Origin of the sequence: Streptomyces sp. 2323.1, from assembly GCF_900221035.1 — a bacterium.
Classification (GTDB): domain Bacteria; phylum Actinomycetota; class Actinomycetes; order Streptomycetales; family Streptomycetaceae; genus Streptomyces; species Streptomyces sioyaensis.
On record NZ_LT907981.1, the window covers coordinates 4,888,640 to 4,915,585 of the forward strand.

Sequence of the window (26,946 nt, forward strand, 5' to 3'; positions counted from 1 at the left end):
TGGTGCGCTCGGCGCCTCGGAGGGGCGGCCGGATCGTGCTCAGATCACTTTGCGCAGACGTTCTTGTCATCTGCATTGACGTTCTGCACCCCGTCCGGGGTTTCGGTCGGCGCCTCGATCGGTGAGCCCGGTGCCTTGAAGTCCTTCCCGAGGGTGAGCTTCATCGGCTGACGGTCACCGGCGTTCTGCGCCGACTTCTTCAGTGCGCTCTTGGGCAGCCCCATCCAGTCGGCCAGGGTGGCGGCCTGGTCGGCCTGGTTGGGCGCGTATTCGAGGCGGGTGGCGGCCAGCTTCGCCGGGGCGTTGCCGGCGTTGGTGGAGAGCTTGGCGGCCTTGGAGTTCTGCAGCCAGTCCACGGTCTCCTGTGCCGAGCCGATCGGGCCGCCGCCGTTGGTGACATCGACCCGCACCTGCTCGGGCGGGGCCTTCTTCACCGGGGCGGACTTCTTGCCCTTGCCCTTCTTGCCCTTGGCCAGTGCGTGGTCCGCCCGCACCATCGCGAACAGCGGGTCCGCCGCAGTCTTGTTGAGGATGACGGTGGCCGGGTCCTTGGGGTTGTCCAGCACCGGGACCGTGGCGAAGGTGATCTTGTCGATGTCGACCTTCTTGAGGTCGTTGCCGAAGTCCAGCAGCTTCCCCGCCGTGCCGATACCGGTGTCGACGGTGAGCGCCTTGGTCGCCGCCTGGCTGACGTCGTAGAGCTTGCCCGGGCTGCTGAACGCGCTGGACTTCAGCTTGCGGATCAGCGAGCTGAGGAACTGCTGCTGCATCTTGATCCGGTCCAGGTCGCTGCCGAATCCGATGGCGTGCCGGGTACGGACGAACGCCAGCGCCTGCTCGCCCTTGACGATGTGCCGGCCGGCCTTCAACTTCAGGTGCGACTTGGGGTCGTTGAGGTCCTTGGCCGCGCACACCTCGACGCCGTCCACCGCGGTGGACAGCTCCTTGACGGCGTTGAAGTCGGCCATCATGAAGTGGGTGATCTTCAGCCCGGTCATCTGCTCGACGGTGCGCCAGGTGCAGCCGGGGTCCCGGCCCTCCTGGCCCAGGCTGGTGTTGAAGCGCACCTGGTTCTCGCCCGGGATGGTCTTCTTCGAGCCGTCCTTCTGCTTCGTCGGGCAGTCCGGGATGTTGGTGATCATGTCGCGCGGGATGCTCAGCGCGGTGGCGTTCGTCCGGTCCTTGGAGATGTGCATCAGGATCGTGGTGTCCGCGTGCCCGACGCTGCCGGCATCGCCGTAGCCGGAGTTGCCCTTACCGTCGCGGGCGTCCGTCCCGATGATGAGGACGTTGACCGGGCCGCTGGAGACCGCCTCGTTCTCCACGCCGACGTCGACCTTGGAGATGTTGCCGTCCAGCTGCTGGTAGACGAAGTACGCGGCACCGCAGCCGGCGACGAGCACGAAGCTCACCACACCGGCCGTCCAGTACAGCGCCTTCTTCTTCCCGGACGCCTTCGGCTTGGGCTTACGGCGGCCCACCGGGCCCGACGCCGTTGCCGTCGCCGTCCGGTTGGCGGCCGCCCGGCGCGCCGCCCGGCCGCCGGACGGCCGCTCGCCGTCCTCGACCCCGGCGCCCTCGTCCCGCCGGCCGCGCTGGGTCGGCAGCGGACGGGTGTCGGTGTCGCCGCCCTCGCTGCCCGGCGTGCGCGCGGCGCGTCTGGTGCCGGGAGCCTTCCGGTCGGAGGGCCGAGCGGGGGTTTGACCGGCATGGTCAAGTCGCAGCTCGTAATTGCCGGTGTTCGGATCGAACACCCACTGATCGGCGGGATCGACGTTGTTGTCGCCCGCCCGCCCACGGCCTTGCGCGTCCACGGTGCCTTGAGTCCTCCGTCGGTGCCACGCGGCGCCATCCCCTCAAGGCGCTCGGTCGGTCGATCGTGCATTGCATGGTCATCGGTCGGATGGTGGCCCGACCGGATCGCTCACACTATCCGCCCAGTTCAGCGCCCCGCGACGCCCGTGACAAATTCCACTTACCTACAACTGGGCAATCCGCCCAATCCATTCGAGTAGCCGGGTGTACTTTGCGGCATCTTTATTCGCAGCTCCCGTGTTCCGCGGTCGTCCCGGGAAAGGCCGGCCCCGAACTCGGCCCCGAACTCGGCGCCGGCGAGGGTGATCCTTCCGGCCGGCCGGCCGGTGAATCGTCCCCCGTGCGGACCGGCACCTCCGCGCTGTCGGGCGGGGGTGTCACGGTCACTCGAAGATCCCTGCGCAGCTGCCCGAAGAGCCGCTCCGCGTCCGGTTGCACCAGCTCGTCGCGGTTGCGGTCGTAGCGGTACTCCTGGCGCGGCACGGTCAGGAACTGCACCCGGTCGGTGGGAATGCTACGGGTGCTGCGCACCAATTCGTACAGCCCCCTCAGGGAAGCCAGCGCGGCGTCGGTGGTCAGGGAACTCGTCGCGGCATCGAGCACCGGATACAGCCGGGTCGGATTGAGCAGGACACCATTACTCTGCACTTTCTTCACGAGAGCCCCCAGAAACTGCTGTTGTCGCTGCATGCGCTGGGTGTCGCTGCCGTTGCCCAGGCTCTTGCGTGCGCGTACGTACCCGAGGGCGGCCTCCCCGTGCAGCGTCTGCCGGCCCGCGGGCAGCGTGAGGTGTGCCTCGGTGTCCTGGACCGGCCGGTTCAGACAGACCTGCACCCCGCCCACCGCGTCCACCATCCTCGTGAAGCCGACGAAGTCGAGGATCATGTAGTGGGCGATGCGGATGCGGGTGAGCTTCTCGACGGTACGGATCGTGCAGGCCGGCCCGCCGAGCGCGAACGCCGAGTTGAACTGGGCCGTCCGGGGCCCGGTCTCGGTGCCGTCGGCGCGCTTGCAGTGCGGCACCTCCACCATCAGATCGCGCGGGATGCTCACCGCGGTGGCGCTCTTCCGGTCCGCTGCCAGGTGCAGCAGCATCGTGGTGTCCGAGCGCTGGCCGCCGCTGCGGCCGTATCTGCGGTTGCCGCCCTTACGGCTGTCCGAGCCGATCAGCAGCACGTTCTCGGCGTTCGGCGGGCCCGCGGGCGGCCGCTCGGACTCCCACTTGCGCAGTTCGCGCTCGGTGGCGCTGTCGGTGCGGATATTGCCGTTGAGCTTGGTGTACACCGCCCAGCCCGCTGCGGACCCGGCCAGCAGGGCACCGACGGCCACGTACGCCGCCCAGCGCCACCGGTGCCGGCGGTACGGCGGGATGCGCGGCGGCCCCGGCCGGTCCGGCCCCGGCCCCCCGGCCGGGCGCTCGTCCCAGCCGGCGAACCTGGGGGGCTCGGGAGTATCGGTCACGTGTGCGTCCATCCCTCCCGGAGTCGGCGTCGCGCCCGCACGCGGGGCCCGGACGGAACAGGAGACGGACGAAACCCGCGCAGGGTTGTACGTACTCAAGATCCTGGACCTAAACGGGCGTACCGGCCCGCCGCGGGCGCCTCCGGTCCGCCGGACGGGGGAGGGCGCACCTCAGCGCGGCAGCGGCGCCCTGAAGGTGATCTTCTCGCTGGTCTCGCGGGTGGCCGCGGCCGGTGCGCCCAGCTGGTCCAGGTGGCGGCACAGCACCACGGAGCCGCCGGTCGCCAGCGGCGCGTACAGCCCGTGCGACAGGCCCTGCCAGGTGTCGTACGGCAGCCCCGACAGCACCCGGGGTGCCCCGGGCATCCCGGCCGCCTCCGCGTCGGCCAGCGCGCGTGCCACGACCTCGGAGCCGGTCAGCTCCTCGCCGCCGACGACCAGGGCCGCGTCCTCCGGATCCACCGGTGCGAACGGCGCGAACCGGTCGCCCTGGCCCGGCACCTCGACGGCGTAGTCCGCAAAGCCCTGCGGCGGCTGCGGGAACCGGCCGCCCAGCGGCCGCAGCGCCAGCGCCACCCGCTCCCCGGAGCAGGCGCGCGCCGCGTCGAGCCGGTCGGGCCCGGCGACGACGAGATCGGCGGCGGCCGGATCGCCGTCCACCTCCGCGACCACGCCCACCGACGAGCAGGCCAGCAGCCAGACGGCGGTCTGCCAGTGGGCGGGCAGCAGCAGCGCGAGCCGGTCGCCCGGTTCGGCGGCCAGATCGCCCTGGAGGTAGTTGGCGGTCTTGGCCACCCAATTGGCGAAGGTCGCGACGGACAGTTCCACGCGTTCGCCGGTGGCGTCGTCGTAGAAGGTCACCAGCGGGCGGGCCGGGTCCGCGGCGAGCGCGGAACTCAGCAGGTCGGCGGGGGTGCGATCGGTGGCGTTCATCGCGGCCAGGGTACGCGCGGCGGCCGCCGGCGGTGGGCCGGCCGCGGCAGGCCGGGGCCACCGGATCGGCCGATGCCCCGTCAGATCAGCATTGGCGCGTTCGGTCCGGCCGGGTTCAGGATTTTGTCCATGCGCCCCTTCCTTGCGACCTGTCTCGGCGCCCTGTGCACCGCGGCCCTGACCCTGCCCCTCGCCGCGACGGCCGGTGCGGGCGCCGCCCCCGCCGCACCGCACCCGGCGCGCACCGACGACCTGCCGGGCAGCACCCAGTCCCTGCCGGTCGGCGCGCTCGGCGCCGCCGCCCCGCACACCCCCGACCGGGACACCACCATGCCCGCTCCCCAGGAACTGGGCCTGCCGCCCCGCACGGTACGGCCGTTCTCCCTGCTGGGGGTCGTCTGGGACGACGCCGCGGCCGAGCTGCACGGCCGGGTCCAGGTCCGCACCCGCGCGAACGGCAGCGGCGACTGGTCGGGCTGGCAGGACGTACAGGTCCACAACGACGACGCCCCCGACCTCGGCTCCGCCGAGCGGCACGGCAGCGACGTACGGGGCAGCACCGCGCCGCTGTGGGTCGGTGACTCCGACGCCGTCCAACTGCGCATCACCCCCGAGCACAGCGACCGCGCACCGGCCGTCCTCCCGGGCGGGCTGCGGCTGGAACTCGTCGACCCCGGCGCACCGCCGCGGGGCCTGCGCGGCGCCCGCCTCGACCCGCCGGCCCCGCTCTCCGCGGAGGCCGCGGCGGCGTCCGCCGCCAACGCCGGGTTCGCCCCGCTCGGCGCCCTTGAGATCCCCGCCCTCGACCAGGCCGCGTCCCAGGGCGACATCGCCGCCGTGGACGGGCCGCGGCCGGAACAGACCTTCATCGGACCGCGCCCCCGGATCGTCACCCGGGCCGGCTGGGGCGCCGACGAGAAGCTGCGCGAAAAGGCCTTCACCTACACCAAGACCGTGCGTGCCGCCTTCGTCCACCACAGCGGCTCGGGCAACAACTACAGCTGCGAGGAGGCCCCTTCGCTGATCCGCGCCATGTACCGCTTCCACGTCAAGAGCAACCACTGGCGCGACATCGGCTACAACTTCCTCGTCGACAAGTGCGGAACGGTCTACGAGGGCCGTGCGGGCGGCATCGCCAAGCCCGTCATGGGCGCCCACACGCTCGGCTTCAACACCGACAGCACCGGAGTCGCCGTCCTCGGCACCTTCACCGACACCGAACCGGCCAAGCCCGCCATCGATGCCATCGCCCGTCTGACGGCCTGGAAGCTCGGCCTCTACAACGTCGATCCGCGCGCCATGGCGCAACTGCTGTCCGGCGGCGGAAACCGCTTCGCCAAGGGCACCAAGGTCTCCCTGCACGTCATCTCCGGCCACCGGGACGGCTTCACCACCGACTGCCCCGGCACCCACCTCTACGACAAGCTCGCCGCCACCCGCCGCGCCGCGGCCACCCTGCAGGGCCGCTGACCGCGGCGGCCGGGCCGGGCCGGGGCGGCGCGGTTTTGCGGCGGCCGGTGGGGCGCATGTTGCCGGGACCACTCAACCGTTCCTGCGCCCGGCACGTCCTAGTGATCACGACGTTCGCGCCGCCGGCCCGCGCTCCCCATGGCGCGTACGGCGACGGGGGACCGCCACCGCCGAGGTTTTTTGCGCGCCCGTCTGCCTACACTGGTCGGCCGATCGGCCGACCAGCGTAGGAAGCAGAGAAGACACCGTGAGCGTCGCACGTGCAGCCGCCGGGCTGTGGTCGACGACGAGAGCCGCACCGTTACTCCCTCCTTGCCCGCCATCGGGCAGGAGGGGCGCAGCGGGCGGAGAAACGAACAGAGGACACATTGACTGAAGCGATCCTCCTGGTCGGCGGCAAGGGCACCCGGCTGCGCCCGCTGACGGTGCATACGCCCAAGCCGATGGTCCCGGCGGCCGGTGTGCCGTTCCTGACCCATCAGCTGGCCCGCGCCCGGGCCGCCGGCGTCGAGCACATCGTCCTCGCCACCTCCTACCTCGCCGAGGTCTTCGAGCCGTACTTCGGCGACGGATCCGAGCTCGGCCTGCATCTGGAGTACGTCACCGAACAGGAGCCGCTGGGCACCGGCGGCGCCATCCGCAACGTCGCCTCGCGACTGCACTCCGGCCCCGACGACCCGGTGCTGATCTTCAACGGCGACATCCTCACCGGACTGGACATCGCGGCCCTCGTCGACACCCACCGCACCTCCGGCGCCGAGGTCTCGCTGCATCTCACCCGGGTCGAGGACCCGCGCGCCTTCGGCCTGGTGCCCACCGACGACACCGGCCGGGTCACCGCCTTCCTGGAGAAGCCGCAGACCCCCGAGGAGATCGTCACCGACCAGATCAACGCCGGTGCGTACGTCTTCAACCGGTCGGTCATCGACACCATCCCGGCCGGCCGCCCGGTCTCCGTCGAACGCGAGACCTTCCCCGGACTGCTCGCCGACGGCGCCCACCTCCAGGGCATGGTCGACTCCACCTACTGGCTCGACCTCGGCACCCCGCAGGCCTTCGTCCGCGGCTCCGCCGACCTGGTCCTCGGCCGCGCCCCGTCCCCGGCGGTTCCCGGCCGCCGTGGTGACCGCCTGGTCCTGGAGACCGCCGAGGTCGCCGGCGACGCCAAGCTCACCGGCGGCACGGTCGCCGGCCCGCGCACCGTCATCGGCCCCGGCGCCCGGATCGACGGCAGCGCGGTCCTCGAAGGCGCCGTCATCGGGGAAGGCGCCCAGATCCGTGACTCGCTGATCGGCGCCGGCGCGCACATCGGGGCCCGTACGGTCCTCGACGGTGCGGTCATCGGCGACGGGGCGCGCGTCGGCGCCGACAACGAACTGCGCGGCGGCATCCGCATCTGGTGCGACGCCGAGATCCCGGCCGCCTCGGTGCGCTTCTCCTCCGACCAGTAGCCGCCCGCCGGGGCCCGGGCGGGCGTTGTCCACAGGCCCCGGCACCGCCCCGGCGCCATCGCCTAATCTGGCCGCATGCCCGTCCGCACCTGGGTTCCGCCCGGCCCGCTCGACCTGCACCGCACGCTGGGTGTGCTGCAGCGGGGCCCGGGCGACCCCGCGTTCGCGGTGCGCGGCGGCGAGCTGTGGCGCGCCTCCCGTACGCCGCAGGGCCCCGGCACCCTGCGCGTGGCGGCCCGCCCCGCCGACGGCCGGGTCGAGGCCGAGGCCTGGGGCCCGGGCGCCGAATGGCTGCTGGAGCAGCTGCCCGAGCTGCTGGGGGAGGGCGACGACCCGGAGCTGCTGACCGCCCGGCACCGCATCGTCCATGAGGCGCGGCGCCGCCACCCCGGCGTCCGGCTCGCGCGCACCGGCCTGGTCCTGGAGTCGCTGATCCCCTCGGTCCTGGAGCAGAAGGTCACCAGCGACGAGGCCTACCGCGCCTGGCGGCTCCTGCTGCAGCGGCACGGCGAGCCGGCCCCCGGGCCCTGGGAGCGGATGCGGGTGATGCCCGAGCCGCGCGGCTGGGCGCTGATCCCCTCCTGGGAGTGGCACCGCGCGGGCGTCGACGCCAAGCGCTCCGGCGCGATCCTGCGCGCGGTGCGGGCCGCCCGCCGGATGGAGGAGGCCGCGCGGATGGATCTCGCCGAGGCCACCCGCCGGCTCATGGCGATACCGGGCATCGGCCCGTGGACCGCCGCGGAGACGCTCCAGCGCACCCTCGGCGCCCCGGACGCGATCACGGTCGGCGATCTGCATCTGCCGAAGATCATCGGCTATGCCCTCACCGGCCGCCGCGGCACCACCGACGAGGAGATGCTCGACCTCCTCGCCCCCTACGAGGGCCAGCGGCACCGCGCGGCCCGGCTGATCCTGCTCTCCGGCCGCGTCCCGCCGCGCCGCGCCCCGCGCTTCCCCGTGGGGGACATCGCCCGGCTGTGAGCCGCGCGGGCTCAGGTCAGCGCACGGTGACGAAGTCGTCGGCGGTGCGCGGCGGCCGCGGCCGCGGCGGCTCGGCGGGATGCCCGATGGCCACCGCCCCCATCGGCTCCCAGCCCGCAGGCAGCCCGAGCACGTCGCGGACCACGTCCTTGCAGAACATCGTCGACGACACCCAGGCCGAGCCGAGCCGTTCGCCCGCCAGCGCCACCAGGAAGTTCTGGATCCCCGCGCCATGGGCCACGAGGAACATCTCGCGCTCGGCCGTGCTCCGCCGCGCGTCGGGGTAGCGGTGCGCGCCGTCCGTGACCAGGCACGGCACCGCCAGATACGGCGCGGCACGCAGCAGATCACCGCGCCGCACCCGCTTGGCGACGGCCTCCGCCGACTTGCCGTCCGCGCGCAGATCCGCGATCCAGGCGTCCTGCATCGCGTCCAGGAGCCGCTCGCGCGAGGCCGGCGACTCCAGGAGGACGAACCGCCACGGCGTGGTGTGGTGCGGCGCCGGGGCGGTGACCGCCGCCGCCACCGCCCGCCGGACCGCGCCCGGATCGACCGGCTCGCCGGTGAAGGCCCGGACCGTACGCCGCGCCGTCACCGCTTCCCGTACGGCCTCCGAAGTACCCAGCCGGAACATGTCGTCCTCGGCGGGGCGCACCATGGCGCGCGCCCCGGGGCCGTCGCCCGGCTCCCCGACGAGGTGCCCCAGCCCGCGCACCACCGCGACGGGCAGCCCGGCCGCCTTGCCCTTCACCAGGTCCCCGGCGGCGGCCAGTTCGTCCGCGGTGGCCACCACCGTCGCGCTGAGCGGATTGCCGTGGGCGTCGGTGCCGCCGCGCAGATCGTCCAGCACCCGCACGCCGGCGGCACCGATGGCGACATCGGTGAGCCCGTTGCGCCACGGCCGCCCGAAGGTGTCGCTGATGACCACCCCGACGTCGACACCGAGGGTGGTGCGCAGCCCCGCCCGCAGGGCGCGCGCCGAGGCGTCCGGGTCCTCGGGCAGCAACAGCACCGTGCCCTGCGGGGTGTTGGACGCGTCCACGCCGGCCGCGGCCATCACCAGGCCCTGCCGGTTCTGCACGATCCGCAGGGTGCCGCGGCGCGCCACCACTCGCACCGTCTCCCGGTCGATCGCCGCCTCGCGGTCGTCGGCCTCGACCACCCGGCCCTCGGCCTTGCTGACGATCTTCGAGGTCACCAACAGCACATCGCCGTCGACGAGTTGGGGCAGGCCATCGGCGGTCACCGCCGCGGCGATCAGCTTCACGAGATCGTCGCCGGGCCGCACCTCGGGCATCCCCGGCAGCGCCCACACCCGGTAGCCGGGCACGGCGGGTCCGCTCACGCCCGGACCTCCTCGGCGAGCGCCAGCGCCTCACGCACCATCGCGGCCGTGGCGTCCGTGTCGGTCATCATCAGCGGCACCGCCCGGCAGCGGATCCCGGCCGCCTCGACCTCGGCCACCGCGCCCTCGTCGGACGAGTCGACCAGCCAGCCGTCCAGCAGCCCGGACCCGTAGTGGCGGGCGACGGCCGAGGCGGTCGACTCCACCCCCACCGCGGCCAGTACCTTGTCGGCCATCCCGCGCACCGGGGCGTCGCCGACGATCGGCGAGAGACCGACCACCGGCACCCCGGCGTCCGCGATGGCCTCCCGGATGCCCGGCACCGCCAGGATCGTGCCGATGCTGACCACCGGGTTGGACGGCGGGAACAGCACCACGTCCGCCTCGGCGATGGCGTCCAGCACGCCCGGCGCGGGCTTGGCCTGATCGGCGCCGACCGGCACCACGGCATGCGCGGGCACCGAGGCGCGCAGCCGCACCCAGTACTCCTGGAAGTGGATCGCCTTGCGCTCGCCCCCGTCGTCGACGGCGACATGGGTCTCGACCCGGTCGTCGGACATCGGCAGCAGCCGCACCCCGGGCTTCCAGCGCGCGCACAGCGCCTCGGTGACGGCGCTGAGCGGATAGCCGGCGCTCAGCATCTGGGTCCGCACGATGTGGGTGGCGAAGTCCCGGTCGCCCAGCCCGAACCACTCGGGCCCGACGCCATAGGCGGCCAACTCCTCCTTCACCTTGAAGGTTTCGTCGGTACGTCCCCAGCCCTGCTCCTCGTTGATGCCGCCGCCGAGCGTGTACATCACGGTGTCGAGGTCGGGACACACCTTGAGCCCGAACAGATGGATGTCGTCGCCGGTGTTGCCGATGACGGTGATGTCCGCGTCCGGAGCCGCTGCCTTCAGTCCCCGCAGAAAGCGGGCGCCGCCGATACCGCCGGCCAGAACCACGATTCGCATGGGCCCAGTGTGTCAGTCGTCGACGGGTCGATGAGGAGCGGTGGCCGGGACCGAGCGGGAGGGCGGCTCGTCAGGGAGCGGCGGTCTCCAGGGCCGAGGCGGTGCAGTGGGGCGCGCCGTGCATCGGCATCTCGGTCAGGCCGGGGAAGTAGATGTGCAGGCTGACGGCCGGGATCAGGGCGTCATTGACGACCTCGTGAACGTAGCCGGGGGCGAACACCCGCTGGGCGCCGGCGGTGAGCGTACGGCGCCCGGTCCCGGCGTGCTCGGTCAACTCGCCCTCCAGGACGGTCAGCACACCGGAGGACGGCCCGTGGTCGTGCCGGCCGCTGCCCTGGCCCGGCACCCAGCTCAGCAGCCACACCTCGTAGCCCGGCCCGGTGCGCAGCCGGTGGTACCAGCGGCTGGTCGTGTCGTAGCGGACGAGGGGCGCCCAGGCGTCGCGGTCGGCGGCGATCGAGCGGGCCAGTCCCACGAAGCCGGCGACGGTGGCCGGGTGTGCGGGGACGGGCGGCAGCAGGTGGGGGATGGCGAGCGGATCGCCGGCGATCTGGACGTCGCTGTTCATGGGGTTTCGGGTTCCTCGGCGGACGTGCTGGGTGACGCTCGGGAGAGCGTCCAGCGTGAGCTGGGGAGGCTGCGGCACGGTGCGGGCTTTCCCTGTGGGGAGCGCGGCACGATGACGCGGAGCAGGGGCGCTGCGGGGTGGTGCGAGCGGAAAAGCTGGAGCTCAGTGGCTTCGACAGCTGGAACAGCGACAGCGAGCCTGCGCAGCACAGAGCGACCCGTAGGAACGGGGCAGTCGGAGCGCGGGGGTCACTGGCATGCGGTCAAGGAGACCGGGTTCGCGGCGCGATGTCAACTGGACGTCTGGTTTGCCGCAAATCTTTCACCTCATCCGGTTACTCCGCCTGGCGAAAGGTTTGTGCAGTCGTCGACCCGGAGACATCGACCGGCAACCGCACCCTCAAACGCCGTTGCGGCCCCGTGATCCTTCTGTGATCTCCCCCGCTTCGGCGCGCGGGGGTGCAACGTGAATGCCGCCTGTTCGCGTCTCGGTAAGTGAAGGGGATGCGCCGGGGGGCAACGCCCGGGGAAGTGTCCTGGTTTTTACTGATTTGAACACTTTCCGCATACGCTTGGTTCCGCCGAGTGAATAAGAGGCCCAATAGCAGATCTCGGCTTGACTGGCCCGGATCACCACACTTGTAATTTCACTCGTGTCGTTCAGCCGAAATCGATCACGGCTTGATCACGGGGACGTAAAGACAGACGAGGGGCGCACATGACCGAGCTGTTCCAGGAATTGCTGGTCGAGGAGGCGGATGAGGAGCTCGGCTGGCAGGAGCGCGCACTGTGCGCCCAGACCGACCCCGAGTCCTTCTTCCCGGAGAAGGGTGGCTCCACCCGCGAGGCCAAGAAGGTCTGTCTCGCCTGCGAAGTCCGGTCCGAATGCCTGGAGTACGCGCTCGCCAACGACGAGCGCTTCGGTATTTGGGGCGGCCTGTCCGAGCGCGAGCGGCGCCGGCTGAAGAAGGCCGCCGTCTGACGATGACCGCACAGCCACCCGTACCAAGGGCGCGCGGCCGCACGGACCACGCCGCCGTACCGCCTCAACTCCCCATATCCCCCTATAACGAACACTCCGCCTCCAGCGACCTTCTCGCCGGGGGCGGACTGCTGTACGGACCGGTCGGGGCACCGGCGCGAACCATTAGTGTGGGGCCCCGTCCGAGATGCGCCGCCGCCCTGCCGGGCGCTCGCGTCGCCTCGTAGTCCGTCGCAGTGTCTTCCGGGGGCGGGTGCCCAGCGCTGACTGCGCAACGGGTCCCGAACTCCCGGGTCCGGAGGGCCCGTACCTCGATGTCCGTGCACAGCCAGTCGGCGGCCCAGGCCGCCTCATATGCAGCCGCCACGCCAGAGTTCCCGAGGCACGTGGTCACCGCCGTGATCGTCTCCCATGACGGAGCCCGCTGGCTGCCCGATGCGCTCACCGGCCTGCTCGGCCAGGAACGCCCGGTGCAGAACGTCATCGGCGCCGACACCGGCAGCGCGGACGACTCCGCCCAGCTGCTCGCCGAGGCCATCGGGGACCAGCGGGTGCTGCATCTCGCCCGCCGCTCCGGATTCGGCACCGCCGTCGACGAGGCCGTCCGTACGGCCCCCGTCCTCACCCCCGACGATCTGCCGTATCTGCGCCGGCCCAGCGGCTGGGACCCGGTCAGCCGCACCTGGCACGACGAGGCGTACGAGATGCCGGAGTTGCCGCACGGCGAACCGGTCCAGTGGCTGTGGCTGCTGCACGACGACTGCGCGCCCGAGCCGGATGCGCTCGCCGAACTGCTGCGGGTCGCCGACGCCAGCCCCTCCACCGTGATCGTCGGACCCAAGCTGCGCAGCTGGTACGACCGCCGGCAGCTGCTCGAAGCCGGTGTCAGCATCGCCCGCAGCGGTCGCCGCTGGACCGGCCTGGACCGCCGCGAACAGGACCAGGGCCAGCACGACCAGGTGCGTCCGGTGCTGTCCGTCTCCACCGCGGGCATGCTCATCCGCCGCGACGTCTACGAGGAGTTGGGCGGCTTCGACCGCCGGCTGCCGCTGATGCGTGACGACGTCGATCTGTGCTGGCGCGCCCAGGCCGCCGGCCACCAGGTCCTGGTCGCACCGGACGCGATCCTGCGGCACGCCGAGGCCGCCGCCCGTGAGCGCCGCCCCATCGACTGCGTCGGCCGCTCTGTGGCCAACCCGCACCGCGTCGACAAGGCCGGCGCCGTCTACACCCTGCTCACCAACACCCGTGGCCGGACCCTCCCGTACGTCCTGCTGCGGCTGCTGATCGGCACCTTCCTGCGGGTCATCGCCTACCTCGTCGGCAAGGTCCCGGGCCAGGCGCTCGACGAACTCGCCGGGCTCTTCGGCACCCTGCTGCGGCCCGGCAAGATCCTCGCCGCCCGTAAGAAGAGAGGCCGGCCCGCGGTCGAGGCGAGCGAACTGCGCTCGCTGTTCCCGCCACCCGGTGCGACGGTGCGCGCCACCGTCGAACAGGTCGCCGGCAATCTGGCCGGGCGGGCCGCCCCGGACGTGGCCTCGGCCGGCCGGCACGGTGCGGTCGAGTCCGGGCCGGGCGGTGACGACGCCGACTTCCTGGAGATCGAGCAGTTCGCCCGGCTCAAGCGGATCGCCCGCAAACCGGCACCGCTGCTCTTCCTCGTCCTGCTGCTGGTCTCGCTGGTCGCCTGCCGCGGACTGCTCGGTTCCGGCGCGCTGACCGGCGGCGCCATGCTGCCCGCGCCCGGCAGCGTGTCCGACCTGTGGTCGGCGTACCTCGACAGCTGGCATACGGTCGGGGTCGGCGACAGCGCCTCCGCGCCGCCCTATCTGGGCGTCGTCGCCCTGGTGTCGAGCATCTTCTTCGGCTCCACCGGCTTCGCCGTCACCCTGCTGCTGGTCTGCTCCGTCCCGCTGGCCGGTCTCACCGCCTACTTCGCCTCCCGCCCGCTGGTCGCCTCCCGGCTGCTGCGGGCCTGGGGCAGCATCGCCTACGCCTTTCTGCCGGCGGCCGCCGGAGCGCTGGCCGGCGGCCGGCTGGGCACGGCGGTGCTCGCCATCCTGCTGCCGCTGATGGCGCGCGCCGGGGTCGCCGCGAGCGGGCTGCGGCTGCCGCGCGGCACCCGGCCCAGCTGGCGGGCGACCTGGGCGTATGCGCTGCTGATCACCTTCACCACGGCCTTCACCCCGGTCGTCTGGCCGATCGCGGTGCTGCTCGGGGCCGGCCTGCTGGTGCTGCGCTTCCTCGATGGCAGCCGTGACCAACTCCTCGCCTACGGGCTGCGCTTCCTGGCCGTGCTCCTCGCGCCGATGGTCGTGCTCGCCCCCTGGCCGCTGTCGCTGCTGACCCACCCCGGGCGCTTCTTCCAGGAGGCCGGGCTGGGCTACGGCGCCGGCTCCGCCTCCGTGCTCGACCTCATCGGCCTCAGCCCGGGCGGTCCCAAGGCCGCGGGCGGGGTGCTGCTGTTCGGCATCGTGCTGGCCGCGCTCGCCGCGACCCTGCGCGACGAGCGGCAGCTCGCCATCCGTACCGCCTGGGCGGCGGCCCTGACCGGGCTGCTGCTCGCCGCGCTGGGCAACGGCTCCGGCTGGACCGGGCCCGCGATGCTCGTCTACGGGCTGGCGCTGCTGTGCGCCGCCGCGGTCGGCGCCGAGGGCATCCGCACCCGGATGGCCAACCTCGGCTTCGGCTGGAAGCAGCCGGTCGCCGTGCTGATCGCGCTGGCCTCGCTGCTCGCCCCGCTCTACGCCGCGGTCAGCTGGATGATCACCGGCGCGGCCGGTCCGCTGGAGCGCCGCAACCCCGAGCAGGTCCCGGCGTTCGTCGCCGAGGAGAGCGGCACCGCCGACCGGGCCCGCACCCTGGTCCTCGACGGCACGCCGGGCCATGTCGACTACTCGCTGGTCCGCGGCTCCGGTGCCCGGCTCGGGGATGCCGATCTGGCTGCCGAAGCGGGCGAGGACACCCGCCTGGGCGGCATCGTCGCCCACCTCGTGGCCGGCTCCGGCGCCGACCAGACCAATCAGCTCGGCGGCTATGCGGTCCGCTACGTCCTGGTCCGGAAGGGGGCGCCGCGCGAAATGGGCCGGGTGCTGGACGCGACCCCGGGCCTGACCCGGCTCAGCCAGGAGGACGGCAGCGCACTGTGGCGCGTCGACCGGCGGGTCTCGCGGCTCTCGATCGTCGCGGGTGAGGCCAAGGACGGCACCAGCGCTGCCGAGTCCGTCGCCCCCATCGCCGTACCGGCCGGCCCCGTCGACGCGCACACCAAGGTGCCGGACGGCGCCGACGGCCGGGTGCTGCGGCTCGCCGACGCCGCCGACGAGGGCTGGCAGGCCACCCTCAACGGCACCCCGCTCAAGCCCATGACCGTCGACGGCTGGGCCCAGGGCTTCGCGCTCCCCGCGGGCGGCGGCACCCTCGACCTCACCCACGAGAACCCGCTCGGCCACACCCTCTGGCTGTGGGCGCAGGGCCTGCTCGCCGTCACCCTGGTGGTGCTGGCGCTGCCGGGCCGCCGCCGGGAGATCGACGACGACCTGCCCGAGGACGCGGCCGCCGTCCAGGCCGCCGCGGCCTCCGGCGACGGCCGCCGGGCCCGGCGCCTGCGGGCCCAGGCCGAGGCCGCCGGCACCCCCGACGCGGCGGACACCGGCGTCCCCGCGGCACCCGAGGGCGAGCAGCCGCTCGACCCGGCCACCGATCCGGCGGCCGGCGCGGTACCCGCCCCGGACCCCGCGGCCGGCGATCCCTACGGGGCCGTGCCGCAGCAGCCGTCGTACGACCAGTGGCCGGCCGCTCCGCAGGCCGCGCCCGACGGGCAGCAGCCCTACGCCCCCGCCGACCCCTACCAGGCCGGGCAGTACGGGCAGCAGCCCTACCCGCCGGCGGATCCCTACCAGGCCACCGACCCGTACGCCGCGGACCCCTACCAGACGGGCGTCTACGACCCGTACGGGTACGGGCAGCAGCAGCAACAACAGCAGCAGTACGACGGCGGCCCGCAGCACCAGCAGCCCTACGACGACGGCGCCCCGTATCCCGGGTACCCCGGCTCCTACACCGAGCAGCGCCGTGACGGGAGCGACCAGCAGTGAAGCGCACCATGATGTCCCTGATCGGCGTGGCCGCCGCGCTGGGCGCCGTCACCGGCGTCGCCGCCGTGACCGCTCCGGCCGGCGGCGCCCAGGAGGCGCCCCGCAGCAGCTCCCTGCTGCCCGTCCAGCGCTCCGCGCTGCTCTGCCCGGCCCCGACCTCCTCCGAGGTCGGCCAGACCGACTACACCGCCTTCGCCCCCAAGGGCGCCGCGGCCGGCGCGGACGGCAAGAAGGGCACCGCCCAACTGCTGCCCGCCGGGACCGTCAAGGACGCCGGCGGCGGCACCGACACCGGCAAGGGCAAGGGCAAGAAGAACACCGGCAAGAAGGGCGCGGACGCCGCCGCCGGGCAGGCCGTCGCTCCCCGCGACACCAAGCCCGTCGTGCCCCTCCAGGAGGCCGGCAAGCCGGTCACCACGTCCACCGACAGCCCGGACGCCCCCGCCCTCGTCGGTGCGGCGGACGGCACCCTCGCCCCCGGCTGGACCGTCCAGCAGACCACCTCCGTCGCCGCCGGTGCGGGCCGCGGCCTCCTGGGGCTGAGCTGCACCACCCCCGACACCACGTTCTGGTTCCCGGGCGTCAGCACCGCCACGGACCGCCAGGACTACGTCCACCTGACCAACCCCGACCCGACCCCGGCCGTCGTCGACCTCCAACTGCGGGGCAAGGACGGCTCGTTGGGGGGCTCGGCGGGTGAGGACATCACCGTCCCGCCGCACACCACGGTCCCCGTCCTGCTCTCCACCCTGACCACCGCCCCCACCACCAACGCGTCCTTGCAGGTCGTCGCCCGCGAGGGGCGGATCGGCGCGGCCGTCCAGGCCACCGACAGCAAGCTCGGCAGCGACTGGCTGCCGGCCGCCGCCGACCCGTCGCCGAGCGTGGTGCTGCCCGGCATCCCGAAGGACGCCACCTCCGTCCGGCTGGTCGCCCTCGCCCCCGGCGAGTCCGACGCCGACCTCAAGGTGCAACTGGCCACCCCGACCGGGCTGATCACTCCGGCCGGTCTGGAGAGCCTGCACCTCAAGAGTGGGATGACCACCGCGGTGGACCTCAAGGACGTCACCAAGGGCGAGGCCGGCTCGCTGGTGCTCACCCCCTCCGACGGCGGCTCCAAGACCCCGGTCTCGGCCGCGCTGCGGGTGACCCGCGGCAAGGGCGCCAAGCAGGAGATGGCCTTCATCCCGGCGACCCGGCCCGTCGAGCAGCGCGCCACCGCCGCCGACAACCGCGACAAGGGCAGCACCCTCTCGCTGGTCGCGCCCGAGAAGGGCAAGGACGCCAAGGTGAAGGTCACCGCGTCGGCCGGCAGTGGCGGCGGCACCCCGGTCACCAAGACGTACACGGTCAAGGGCGGCACCAGCCTGGATGTCGCCCCGCCGACCCCCCAGGGACTGAAGGGGACGTACGCACTGACCGTGGAACCGGCGGCCGGCAGCGGCCCCGTCTACGCGGCCCGCATGCTCGCCCGGCCCCAGGGCGGCGTGCCCGCCTTCACCGTCCAGACGCTGCCCGACGACCGGGGCACGGTGCTCGTCCCGACCGCGGGCCAGGATCTGTCGGTCCTGACGAAGTAGCCGCGTACGCGCCCCCGGACCCGCGCGACGGCCTCATTCCTGGCCGTAGCGCGGGTCCACCGATTCCGGGGCCAGCCCCAGGAGTTCGGCGACCTGCTCGACCACCACTTCATGGACCAGGAACGCCCGCTCGTCACGGCTCTTCGTCCGGATCTCCACCGGCCTGCGGTAGATCACGATCCGGTCGCGATGTCCGCCCGCGGCCGGCAGCATCCGGCCCAGCGGCACGGTCTCCGCGTCGGCGGCCGCATCCGGCCCGTCGTCCGGGCCGGCACCGGGCACGTCGAGGATCAGGAAGTCGACCTGGGAGAGTTGCGGCCAGCGCCGCTCCAGCCGGTCCCGGGAGTCGTAGACAAGATCCACGAAGGCGTCGGCACGGGTCACCGAGAGCGGCACCTGGGGCGGTGCGATCGGGCCGCGCATACCGCGGCCGTGGCGGTCACGGCGGCGGAGCCGTGGCTGTGCCGGTCGGGGGGGTACGGGACTGTCCATCAGCATCGAGCGTAGCCGTCACGGACCCTCGGACACCGGGGAGCGCGACAAGACGTGGCATGTCGTCGACTGACCGGACCTGTCCGTCTCGATTTCGATTGCATCTCTGTATGAGATCGCAGATCGACATCGGAATGGCAGGAAATGCATCGACTCGTGACGGGATTCCTCCCCGCGGGCCGTCCGCCCCCGCTCGCCCGGCCCAGGTCAGGTCGAGCGGGTGCAGGTCAGACGCATCGGACGAAGCGGGACGACACGGTTGGGTGAGCCTGGGGAGAGTCGTCGCGGCCCGCTCAAGAGTGCGGTACCGTCCAACGTCGTGAGCCCTGTACGTCGCTGTTCGCGCACTGCGTGCGGCCGCCCCGCCGTCGCAACGCTGACGTACGTCTATGCGGATTCGACCGCCGTGCTCGGACCGCTCGCCACCTACGCCGAACCGCACTGCTACGACCTGTGCGCCGAGCACTCCGAGCGGCTGACCGCGCCCCGAGGCTGGGAGGTCGTCCGCCTCGCCCTCGACTCCGGCCCGCCCCGCCCCAGCGGCGACGATCTCGAAGCCCTGGCGAACGCCGTACGCGAGGCGGCCCGCCCCCAGGAACGCGCCGCCGGCGCCGGCGGCGCACCCGCCCACGGCGACCGTGACACCCACCCCATGGAGGTCGCCCGCCGCGGCCATCTGCGGGTGCTGCGCTCCCCGGATTCCTGAGCCCGCCCACCGGCCGGGTACGAATCCCGCGCCCCGGCCCGCCGGGTAGGTTGGAGGTCCCAAGGACTCCAGGAGGGCAGGCTTGTGGCTGATCTGTCGCAGATCGTGAAGGCGTACGACGTACGCGGTGTCGTCCCCGCCCAGTGGGACGAATCGCTCGCGGAGTTGTTCGGCGCGGCCTTCACCGAGGTCACCGGCGCGGACGCGATCGTCATCGGGCACGACATGCGGCCCTCCTCGCCCGGCCTGTCCGGCGCCTTCGCCCGGGGTGCGTCGGCCCGCGGCGCCACGGTCACCCTGATCGGCCTCTGCTCCACCGACGAGCTGTACTTCGCCAGCGGCGCCCTCGGCCTGCCCGGCGCCATGTTCACCGCATCGCACAACCCGGCCCAGTACAACGGCATCAAGATGTGCCGGGCGGGCGCGGCGCCGGTCGGTCAGGACACCGGACTCGCCGACATCCGCGCGCTGGTGGAGCGGTGGTCGGACGAGGGCGCCCCGCAGCCGGCCGCCCACGCCGGCACGATCACCCGGCGCGACGTCCTGGGCGAGTACGCCGCCCACCTGCGCGGCCTGGTGGACCTGAGCGGCATCCGTCCGCTGAAGGTCGTGGTGGACGCGGGCAACGGCATGGGCGGGCACACCGTACCGACCGTCTTCGAGGGTCTGCCGCTCGAACTGGACGCCCTGTACTTCGAGTTGGACGGCTCGTTCCCCAACCACGAGGCCAACCCGCTGGATCCGAAGAACATCGTCGACCTCCAGGCGCGGGTGCGCGAGACCGGCGCCGACCTCGGCCTCGCCTTCGACGGGGACGCCGACCGCTGCTTCGTCGTCGACGAGCACGGCGACCCGGTCTCGCCGTCCGCGATCACCGCCCTGGTCGCCGCCCGCGAGCTGGCCAAGCACCCCGGCGGCACGGTCATCCACAACCTGATCACCTCCTGGTCGGTGCCGCAGGTCGTCAAGGAGAACGGCGGCAAGCCGGTCCGCACCCGCGTCGGGCACTCCTTCATCAAGGAGGAGATGGCCAAGACCGGCGCGATCTTCGGCGGCGAGCACTCCGCGCACTACTACTTCCGCGACTTCTGGAACGCCGACACCGGCATGCTCGCCGCGATGCACGTCCTGGCGGCCCTCGGCGGCCAGCAGGGCCCGCTCTCGGAGCTGGTCGCGCAGTACGACCGGTACGCGGCCTCCGGCGAGATCAACAGCACCGTCGACGACCAGGCCGGCCGGCTCGCCGCGCTCAAGGCGGCCTACCAGGACCGCGCGGGCACCACCCTCGACGAGCTGGACGGGCTGACCGTCACCGCCGACGACTGGTGGTTCAACGTGCGCGCCTCGAACACCGAGCCGCTGCTCCGGCTGAACGTCGAGGCCAGGGACGCCGCCACCGTCGACCGGGTCCGCGACGAGGTACTGGCGATCATCCGCGCCTGAGCCCCGGCGCCCGTACGGGCCGGAGCCGCCCCGAAACCTCTCCGGGCGAGGCGGGCGGCAGCCGCATCCCTGCCGCCCGCCCCGCCGCTCACCACCCCGAATCTCCGCCGGGCAGGCCCTGGGCCCCCGTCCGGCGGTACGCTGGCCACGCCGCAACCGCCCCGAAGGAGCAGCATCCATGCCGGTCGAAGCCAGCTTGATCCAGATCCTCGCCTGCCCGGCGTGCCACGCCCCGCTGGAGGACCGGACCGACGCCCCTTCGGGCCCCGCTTCCGAACCCGAGCTGCTCTGCACCTCCGGCGACTGCGGCCTCGCCTACCCCGTCCGGGACGGCATCCCCGTGCTCCTCGTCGACGAAGCCCGCCGCCCCGCCTGACCGAGCGCTGCCCGGGCCCGCCGCCCCGGCACCGCCCGTTTCCCCGCCCGTACCGGCGATCGGAGGCCGCGCCCACCATGCTCGACGAGTCACTCCTCGACACCCCTGACGCACTGGCGGGCGCCGACCGCTTCGGTCTGCTGCGCGGCGTCGCCGAATCCGGCGCCCGGGTCCGCACCGCCGCCCGCAGCGCCGCCGAATCCGGCATCCACGAGCTGACCCCCGACGGGCGCCCGCGCACCGTGCTCGTCGCCGGGCCCGGCCCGGCCGCGGCCGGCGTGGCCGACCTGCTCAGGGCGCTCGGCGGCGGCAGCTGCCCGGTCACCCTCATCCCGCCCACCGGCGTCGCCCCGCTGCCCGGGGCGCTGCGCTGGGCGCTGCCCGGCTGGGCCGGTCCCCTGGACCTGCTGTTGCTCCCCGGCCCGGACGCCGCCGACCCCGGCCTCGCCGAGCTGGTCGAGCAGGCCTATCGCCGCGGCTGCGCCGTCGTCGCCGTCACCCCGGCCGGCGGCCCGCTCGCCGAGGCCGTCGTCCAGGCCCGCGGCCTCGCCGTCCCGCTGGCGACCACCCCCTACGACGCCGAATTCGACGTCGAGGGCGCCCCGCCGGCCGCCCCCGGCACCCTGTGGTCGGTGCTCATCCCGCTGCTCTCGCTCGCCGACCGGATCGGCCTGCTCAGCGCCCCGCCGGAGGCCCTGGGCAAGCTCGCCGACCGCCTCGACCAGATCGCCGAACGCTGCGGTCCGGCCATCCCGACCTACACCAACCCCGGCAAGACGCTGGCCGCCGAACTCGCCGACGCGCTCCCGCTGCTCTGGACCGAGGGCACCATCGCCGGCGCCGTCGGCCGGCACTTCGCCACCGAGCTGGCCGGGCTGGCCGGCCGCCCCGCCCTCGTCGCCGAGCTGCCCGAGGCACTCGCCACCCACCGCACCCTGCTGGCCGGCGCCCTGGCCGCCGGTGCCGATCCGGACGACTTCTTCCGCGACCGGGTCGAGCAGCCCCCCGCGATGCACGCCAGGGTCGTGCTGCTGCGGGAGGAGGAGCCCGGCCCGCTGTCCGCCGCCCGCGCCGCCCAGGCCCTCGCCGAGGAGCGCGACACCGCCGTCAGCGAGCTGGAACCGGACACCGGCAGCGATCTGGAGAAGGCCGCGGAACTTCTCGCCATCGTGGATTTCGCCGCCGTTTACCTGGCGCTTGCCGGCACCGAGTGACCTGGACGGCCGGCCCGCACCAGCAGGCCCGGAAGCCCGCCGCCACGTACGACTGTCAGGAAGCAACCGACCCATGGACCGCCTCGCCAATACCGTGCGCCCCTATGCCTGGGGCTCCACCACCGCCCTCCCGGAGCTCCTCGGCACCGCGTCGACCGGCGAACCGCAGGCCGAGATGTGGATGGGCGCCCACCCCGGCGCCCCCTCCCGCATCGACCGCGGCGCGGGCCCGGTCTCCCTGGCCGAGGTGATCGACGCCGCCCCCGAGGCCGAACTCGGCGCCGACGCCGTCCGCGCCTTCGGCCCCCGGCTGCCCTTCCTGCTCAAGCTGCTCGCGGCCGGCTCGCCGCTCTCCCTCCAGGTCCACCCCGACCTGGACCAGGCGCGCGAGGGCTTCGCCGACGAGGAGCGGCGCGGCGTCCCGATCGACGCCGGCCACCGCAACTACAAGGACGCCAACCACAAGCCCGAACTGATCGTCGCGCTCACCCCCTTCGACGGCCTGTGCGGCTTCCGGCACCCGGCGCAGACCGCGGACCTCCTGGCGGGCCTGGGCGTCGACGGCCTCAAGCCGTACGTCGACATCCTGCGCGCCAGCCCCGAGGAGGACGCCCTGCGCGAGGTGCTCACCGCCGTCCTGAGCGCCGAGCACCACGCCATCGCCGAGACCGTCGAGCAGGCCGCCGTCGCCGTCGGCCGCCTGGCGGACCGGGGCGGACCGCACGCCGGCGACTACGCCGCCTACGCCGCCCTCGCCCACCACTACCCGGGCGACCCCGGCGTCCTCGCCGCGATGCTGCTCAACCACGTCCGCCTCCAGCCCGGCGAGGCGCTGTTCCTCGGCGCCGGCATCCCGCACGCCTACCTGAGCGGCCTCGGCGTCGAGCTGATGGCCAACTCCGACAATGTGCTGCGCTGCGGCCTGACCCCCAAGCACGTCGACGTACCGGAGCTGCTGCGGGTGGTCCGCTTCGAGGCCGGCGACGCGGGTGTGCTGCGCCCCGAGGCCGTCGGCGGCGAGGAGGTCTACGAGACTCCCGTCGACGAGTTCCGCCTCTCCCGCTTCGTCCTGGCCCCCGGCGCCGCACCGCGCCCGCTCGTCTCCCGTACGCCGCAGATCCTGCTGTGCACGGCGGGCACGGTCCGGCTGCGGCACGGCGCGAACGGCGCGGCGGCCGAGCTGGCCCTGGCCCCCGGCGAATCCGTCTTCGTACCGGCCGGGGAACCGCTCACGCTCGCTGGGGACGGCACGCTCTTCCGCGCGACGGTCATCGCCTGACCCGGCGGCCACGGCGCGGACGGCCGCGGCGCCCGCCGGGCGCCGGATCCCGTCCGCCAGGTGGCCTCCTGGCGGACGCCCCGGGCCGGGCTGCAACAATGACCGCCGCACGGCATTAAAGCGACGGTAAAACCCGGACGACGGAAGGGACATGCAGCACCTATGAGCGCATCAGGCGGGACAAAGGCGATCGTTGCGGCGCTGGGCGCCAACCTGGCGATCGCCGCAGCGAAGTTCGTGGCCTTCGCCTTCAGCGGCTCGTCCTCGATGCTGGCCGAAGGCGTGCACTCCCTCGCGGACTCCGGCAACCAGGGCCTGCTGCTGCTCGGCGGCAAGAAGGCGCAGCGCGCGGCGACCGCCGAGCACCCCTTCGGCTACGGCCGGGAGCGCTACATCTACGGCTTCCTGGTCTCCATCGTCCTGTTCACCATCGGCGGCGTCTTCGCGCTCTACGAGGGCTACGAGAAGATCCACGCCCCGCACCCGCTGGAGGACTGGTACTGGCCGATCGGTGTCCTGGTCTTCGCCGTCATCGCCGAGGGCTTCTCCTTCCGTACGGCCATCAAGGAGTCCAACGAGCTGCGCGGCAAGCAGACCTGGACCCAGTTCGTCCGCCGCGCCAAGGCCCCCGAGCTGCCGGTCGTCCTGCTGGAGGACTTCGGCGCGCTGGTCGGTCTGGTCCTCGCGCTGGGCGGCGTCGGCCTGACCATCGCCACCGGTGACGGCATCTGGGACGGCATCGGCACGATGTGCATCGGCGCCCTGCTGGTGCTGATCGCCCTGGTCCTGGCCGCCGAGACCAAGTCGCTGCTGCTGGGCGAGGCGGCCGGGCCCGAGCAGGTCGCCAAGATCCGCGAGGCGGTCGTCGACGGCGACGTCGTCACCGGCGTCATCCACATGCGCACGCTCCACCTCGGCCCCGAGGAGCTGCTGGTCGCCGCCAAGATCGCGGTACGGCACGACGACACCGCCACCCAGGTCGCCCGTGCCATCGACGCCGCCGAGGCCCGCATCCGCGCGGCCGTGCCGATCGCCCGGGTCATCTACCTGGAGCCGGACATCTACAACGAGGCCACGGCCGCCGCGGGCGCCGACCCGTCAAAGACGCCGGGCGGGAACTGAGCCGCCCCGTTATGCAACAGCCCCCGCACTCCTGGCGAGTGCGGGGGCCGTTGCCGTACCGGGTGCGGGGGCCGCTGTCGTACCGAGTGCGGGGGGCTGTCGTACGGCACCAAGGCTGTCGGGCACGGGTTGTTGAGCATGGCCTGTTGGGCACGCCCTTTGGGCCGGTGGCGTCGGTCACGGGTTGTGGGGAATGGCCCGTGGGCGCGGCCCGAGGGCACCGCCCGTGGGCACGGGCTGTCGGTTACGACCCGTCGATCATGCGATGAGCCACGGGGAATACCGCCCCCGGCTGGGAATACGGAATACCGCCCCCGGCCTGCTGCGTTGAGGCCCCGAGGGGGCGCTCGCAGCCCCTACGGGATGTGTTCGCCCCTGCCCTAGTGGATCTCGCCGAGGGTACGCAGAATCGCCGCCTTGTCCTCCGCTCCCTGAAGCCGGGCCCGGAAGCCGGTGTCCATCAGCTTCCGCGACAGCAGCGCCAGGATGCGCAGATGCTCATCCCCGGCCGCCGCCTCCGGCACCGCGATCAGGAACACCAGCTTGGCGGGCGTGCCGTCCGGCGAACCCCAGTCGATGCCGTCCGCGGACCGCGCGAAGCCGACGACCGGAGCCGTCACCGCGTCCGTCTTGGCGTGCGGGATGGCGATTTCCTCACCGAGACCGGTGGTGCCCTGCGCCTCCCGCGCCAGCGCCACTCGTACCAGTTCCGCCACGTCAGCCACCTTGCCGGTGCCGGCCGCCAGCTCGGCCATCTCACGGATCGCCGCTTCCTTCTCGCCGGCGGCGAGCTGCGTCCGGACGGTCTGCTCGGTCAGGTAGCCGGACAGCACCTGATCCCCGTTCCCGGCGGGCGCCTTGTCCCCGGCGGGATCCCCGTCCCCGGTGGGATCCCTGTCTCCGGTGGGATCCGCGTCTCCGTCGGACGCCTTCTCCTCCGTACGGGCCTCCGCCGTATCCGTACGGGCCTCCGCCGCCGAAGCCTTGGCCAAGGTGGCCGTCGCCGTACCGCCCGCAGCACCTGCACCGGCATCAGCCCCCACTCCGGCACCGGCGCCGGCGTTCGCAACGGCACCCGCTCCACCCGCTACGGCTCCGACCGCGACTCCGTCTCCGTCTCGGGCCAGAGCGGGCACGGGGCTCAGCGAAGCCGCCGCAGCATTGCCCTTCCTGCGCTCCGCGACATCGACCAGGGTGACCGTGGTCAGCGCGGTGACCACCGTTCCGATGGCGACGGCCAGGAAGAACACCGGCACCCCGCCGACCGCACCCAGCACCGCCACGATCGGCCCGCCGTGCGGCACCGCGTCCGTCACCCCGGCCGTCCCCGCGACCGCACCGGCCACCGCGCCGCCGAGCATGTTCGCCGGAATGACCTGAGCGGGCCGCGCCGCGGCGAACGGGATCGCCCCCTCGGAGATCCCGAAGAGCCCCATGAACAGCGCTGCCATCCCGGTCTCCCGCTCCTGCTCGGAGTACAGGCGGCGGCGGATCAGCGTGGCCAGCCCCTGGCCGAGCGGCATCACCGGGATCGCCGCGGCACACATCCCCATCACCGTCTGGTTGCCGGACGCGATCAGCCCCGCACCGAACAGGAACGCGGTCTTGTTCACCGGGCCGCCCATATCGAACGCGATCATCAGGCCGAGTATCGCGCCGAGCAGCACCGCACTGGACCCGGTCATGCCGCCGAGCCAGCCGGTGAGATGGGTGAACACCCAGGAGATGGGCCTGCCGATCACATAGATGAAGAAGAGCCCCAGCGCCGTCGTCGCCACGATCGGGATCACGATGATCGGCATGATCGGCCGGACGAACGCGGGGACCTCGACCTTCTTGATCCACTGCACCAGATGGCCGGCCAGGAACCCGGTGACGATCGCACCGATGAAGCCCGCGCCCGCCTTGGAGTCGTACAGCGCACCGGTGTTGGCTATCCAGCCGCCGATCATGCCCGGCACCAGCGCCGGCCGGTCGCCGATCGCATACGCGATATAGCCGGACAGGACCGGCACCATCAGCGTGAAGCCGATCACGCCGATGTCGTTCACATGCTTCCAGAACGACCCGTCGGGAATGACCAGACCGCCGTCGGCCTGCGGATGCCCGCCCACCGCCAGCGAGATCGCGATCAGCAGCCCGCCGACCACGACGAACGGGATCATGTAACTGACCCCGTTCATCAGTGCCTTGTACGTGACGCTGCGCTCCTTGCCACCTCCGGCGCCCGCGGCCGCCGCAGCCGCGCCGCCACCCGTACCGGCCCCGTCGGCCTCCTCGCCCCCGTACACCGGCGCGCTCTGCACCCGCTCGATCAGCCGCTCGGGGTGGCGGATGCCCTCCGCGACCCCGACTGTCAGGACCTTCTTCCCGGCGAAACGGCTGAGGTCGACGTCCTTGTCCGCGGCGATGATGACGGCATCCGCGTCTCTGACATCGTTGTCAGACAGGATGTTCTCAGCCCCGATGGAGCCCTGGGTCTCCACCTTCATCTCGTGACCGAGCGCGCGGGCGGCCTGGGCCAGCTTCTCCGCGGCCATGTACGTGTGGGCGATACCGGTCGGGCAGGCGGTCACTGCGAGCAGCTTCAGCCCGTGCCCGCCCCTCCCCGCGCCCTTGGGGGGATCGGCTGGACTCGTCGTCACGTAGCTCTCCTTAGGGACGTGCGCGCGGTCGTGC

20 protein-coding genes are annotated in these 26,946 nt (G+C 73.1%); 12 read left to right on the forward strand and 8 right to left on the reverse strand.

Annotated features, from left to right (window positions below; all coding sequences use genetic code 11):
- Nucleotides 1-44: 44 nt before the first annotated feature.
- From CPH93_RS21075 to CPH93_RS21085, 3 genes are all read right to left on the reverse strand, one after another.
- On the reverse strand, nucleotides 45-1,814 hold the full coding sequence (locus CPH93_RS21075) for an LCP family protein (RefSeq protein ID WP_096213733.1): 1,770 nt from the start codon (nucleotides 1,812-1,814) through the stop codon (nucleotides 45-47).
- 223 nt (nucleotides 1,815-2,037) lie between these two features.
- Nucleotides 2,038-3,276, reverse strand: coding sequence for an LCP family protein (locus tag CPH93_RS21080; protein ID WP_096215524.1), 1,239 nt, complete (start codon nucleotides 3,274-3,276; stop codon nucleotides 2,038-2,040).
- 171 nt (nucleotides 3,277-3,447) lie between these two features.
- The gene (locus CPH93_RS21085) at nucleotides 3,448-4,209 is read right to left on the reverse strand and encodes a TIGR03089 family protein (protein WP_096213734.1); all 762 of its coding nucleotides are present in this window, start codon (nucleotides 4,207-4,209) and stop codon (nucleotides 3,448-3,450) included.
- 129 nt (nucleotides 4,210-4,338) lie between these two features.
- Between CPH93_RS21085 and CPH93_RS21090 the strand changes: the two genes are divergently transcribed.
- From CPH93_RS21090 to CPH93_RS21100, 3 genes are all read left to right on the forward strand, one after another.
- Nucleotides 4,339-5,679, forward strand: a complete 1,341-nt coding sequence (locus tag CPH93_RS21090) for a peptidoglycan recognition protein family protein (RefSeq protein WP_096213735.1) — start codon at nucleotides 4,339-4,341, stop codon at nucleotides 5,677-5,679.
- A 368-nt stretch (nucleotides 5,680-6,047) separates the two neighbouring features.
- Complete coding sequence (locus CPH93_RS21095; RefSeq protein ID WP_093483530.1) at nucleotides 6,048-7,130, forward strand: sugar phosphate nucleotidyltransferase; 1,083 nt, start codon at nucleotides 6,048-6,050, stop codon at nucleotides 7,128-7,130.
- A gap of 75 nt (nucleotides 7,131-7,205) precedes the next feature.
- Nucleotides 7,206-8,111, forward strand: a complete 906-nt coding sequence (locus tag CPH93_RS21100) for a DNA-3-methyladenine glycosylase family protein (RefSeq protein WP_096213736.1) — start codon at nucleotides 7,206-7,208, stop codon at nucleotides 8,109-8,111.
- A gap of 16 nt (nucleotides 8,112-8,127) precedes the next feature.
- Here the strand turns inward: CPH93_RS21100 and CPH93_RS21105 are convergent, their stop codons facing one another.
- The 3 genes from CPH93_RS21105 to CPH93_RS21115 form a co-directional block, all read right to left on the reverse strand.
- A complete protein-coding gene (locus CPH93_RS21105) occupies nucleotides 8,128-9,456 on the reverse strand; it encodes a coenzyme F420-0:L-glutamate ligase (RefSeq protein ID WP_096213737.1) in 1,329 nt (442 codons plus the stop codon).
- A complete protein-coding gene (gene cofD / locus CPH93_RS21110; RefSeq protein WP_093483527.1) occupies nucleotides 9,453-10,409 on the reverse strand; it encodes a 2-phospho-L-lactate transferase in 957 nt (318 codons plus the stop codon). The genes CPH93_RS21105 and cofD overlap by 4 nt, the downstream gene beginning before the upstream one ends.
- Before the next feature lie 70 nt (nucleotides 10,410-10,479).
- Nucleotides 10,480-10,977 carry a cysteine dioxygenase gene (locus CPH93_RS21115; protein ID WP_093483526.1) on the reverse strand — a complete coding sequence of 166 codons (498 nt, stop codon included), beginning with the start codon at nucleotides 10,975-10,977 and terminating at the stop codon, nucleotides 10,480-10,482.
- 717 nt (nucleotides 10,978-11,694) lie between these two features.
- Here CPH93_RS21115 and CPH93_RS21125 point away from each other — a divergent pair.
- From CPH93_RS21125 to CPH93_RS21135, 3 genes are all read left to right on the forward strand, one after another.
- Nucleotides 11,695-11,958, forward strand: coding sequence for a WhiB family transcriptional regulator (locus CPH93_RS21125; protein WP_003983763.1), 264 nt, complete (start codon nucleotides 11,695-11,697; stop codon nucleotides 11,956-11,958).
- Nucleotides 11,959-12,272: 314 nt separating this feature from the next.
- A complete protein-coding gene (locus tag CPH93_RS21130; protein ID WP_096213738.1) occupies nucleotides 12,273-16,055 on the forward strand; it encodes a glycosyltransferase family 2 protein in 3,783 nt (1,260 codons plus the stop codon).
- Nucleotides 16,052-17,635 (forward strand): DUF5719 family protein, encoded by a 1,584-nt coding sequence (locus CPH93_RS21135; RefSeq protein WP_096213739.1) that lies wholly within the window; start codon nucleotides 16,052-16,054, stop codon nucleotides 17,633-17,635. Before CPH93_RS21130 ends, CPH93_RS21135 begins: the two co-directional genes overlap by 4 nt.
- Before the next feature lie 33 nt (nucleotides 17,636-17,668).
- Here CPH93_RS21135 and CPH93_RS21140 read toward each other — a convergent pair whose 3' ends face one another.
- Nucleotides 17,669-18,058 carry a metallopeptidase family protein gene (locus CPH93_RS21140; RefSeq protein WP_093483523.1) on the reverse strand — a complete coding sequence of 130 codons (390 nt, stop codon included), beginning with the start codon at nucleotides 18,056-18,058 and terminating at the stop codon, nucleotides 17,669-17,671.
- Between the two features lie 328 nt (nucleotides 18,059-18,386).
- On the opposite strand from CPH93_RS21140, the gene CPH93_RS21145 reads away from it, so the two are divergent.
- The 6 genes from CPH93_RS21145 to CPH93_RS21170 all read left to right on the forward strand — a co-directional run bounded on the left by CPH93_RS21145 (nucleotide 18,387) and on the right by CPH93_RS21170 (nucleotide 24,267).
- Nucleotides 18,387-18,833, forward strand: coding sequence for a DUF3499 domain-containing protein (locus CPH93_RS21145; RefSeq protein ID WP_078568725.1), 447 nt, complete (start codon nucleotides 18,387-18,389; stop codon nucleotides 18,831-18,833).
- An 84-nt stretch (nucleotides 18,834-18,917) separates the two neighbouring features.
- Nucleotides 18,918-20,276, forward strand: coding sequence for a phosphomannomutase/phosphoglucomutase (locus tag CPH93_RS21150; protein ID WP_096213740.1), 1,359 nt, complete (start codon nucleotides 18,918-18,920; stop codon nucleotides 20,274-20,276).
- A gap of 178 nt (nucleotides 20,277-20,454) precedes the next feature.
- Nucleotides 20,455-20,652, forward strand: a complete 198-nt coding sequence (locus tag CPH93_RS21155) for a Trm112 family protein (protein ID WP_093483520.1) — start codon at nucleotides 20,455-20,457, stop codon at nucleotides 20,650-20,652.
- 77 nt (nucleotides 20,653-20,729) lie between these two features.
- A complete protein-coding gene (locus CPH93_RS21160; protein WP_093483519.1) occupies nucleotides 20,730-21,866 on the forward strand; it encodes an SIS domain-containing protein in 1,137 nt (378 codons plus the stop codon).
- A gap of 73 nt (nucleotides 21,867-21,939) precedes the next feature.
- Complete coding sequence (gene manA, locus CPH93_RS21165) at nucleotides 21,940-23,145, forward strand: mannose-6-phosphate isomerase, class I (RefSeq protein WP_096213741.1); 1,206 nt, start codon at nucleotides 21,940-21,942, stop codon at nucleotides 23,143-23,145.
- 162 nt (nucleotides 23,146-23,307) lie between these two features.
- Nucleotides 23,308-24,267, forward strand: coding sequence for a cation diffusion facilitator family transporter (locus CPH93_RS21170; protein ID WP_093483517.1), 960 nt, complete (start codon nucleotides 23,308-23,310; stop codon nucleotides 24,265-24,267).
- Nucleotides 24,268-24,647: 380 nt separating this feature from the next.
- Here CPH93_RS21170 and CPH93_RS21175 read toward each other — a convergent pair whose 3' ends face one another.
- Nucleotides 24,648-26,843 carry a fructose-specific PTS transporter subunit EIIC gene (locus CPH93_RS21175; protein WP_173910006.1) on the reverse strand — a complete coding sequence of 732 codons (2,196 nt, stop codon included), beginning with the start codon at nucleotides 26,841-26,843 and terminating at the stop codon, nucleotides 24,648-24,650.
- Nucleotides 26,844-26,946 lie beyond the last annotated feature (103 nt).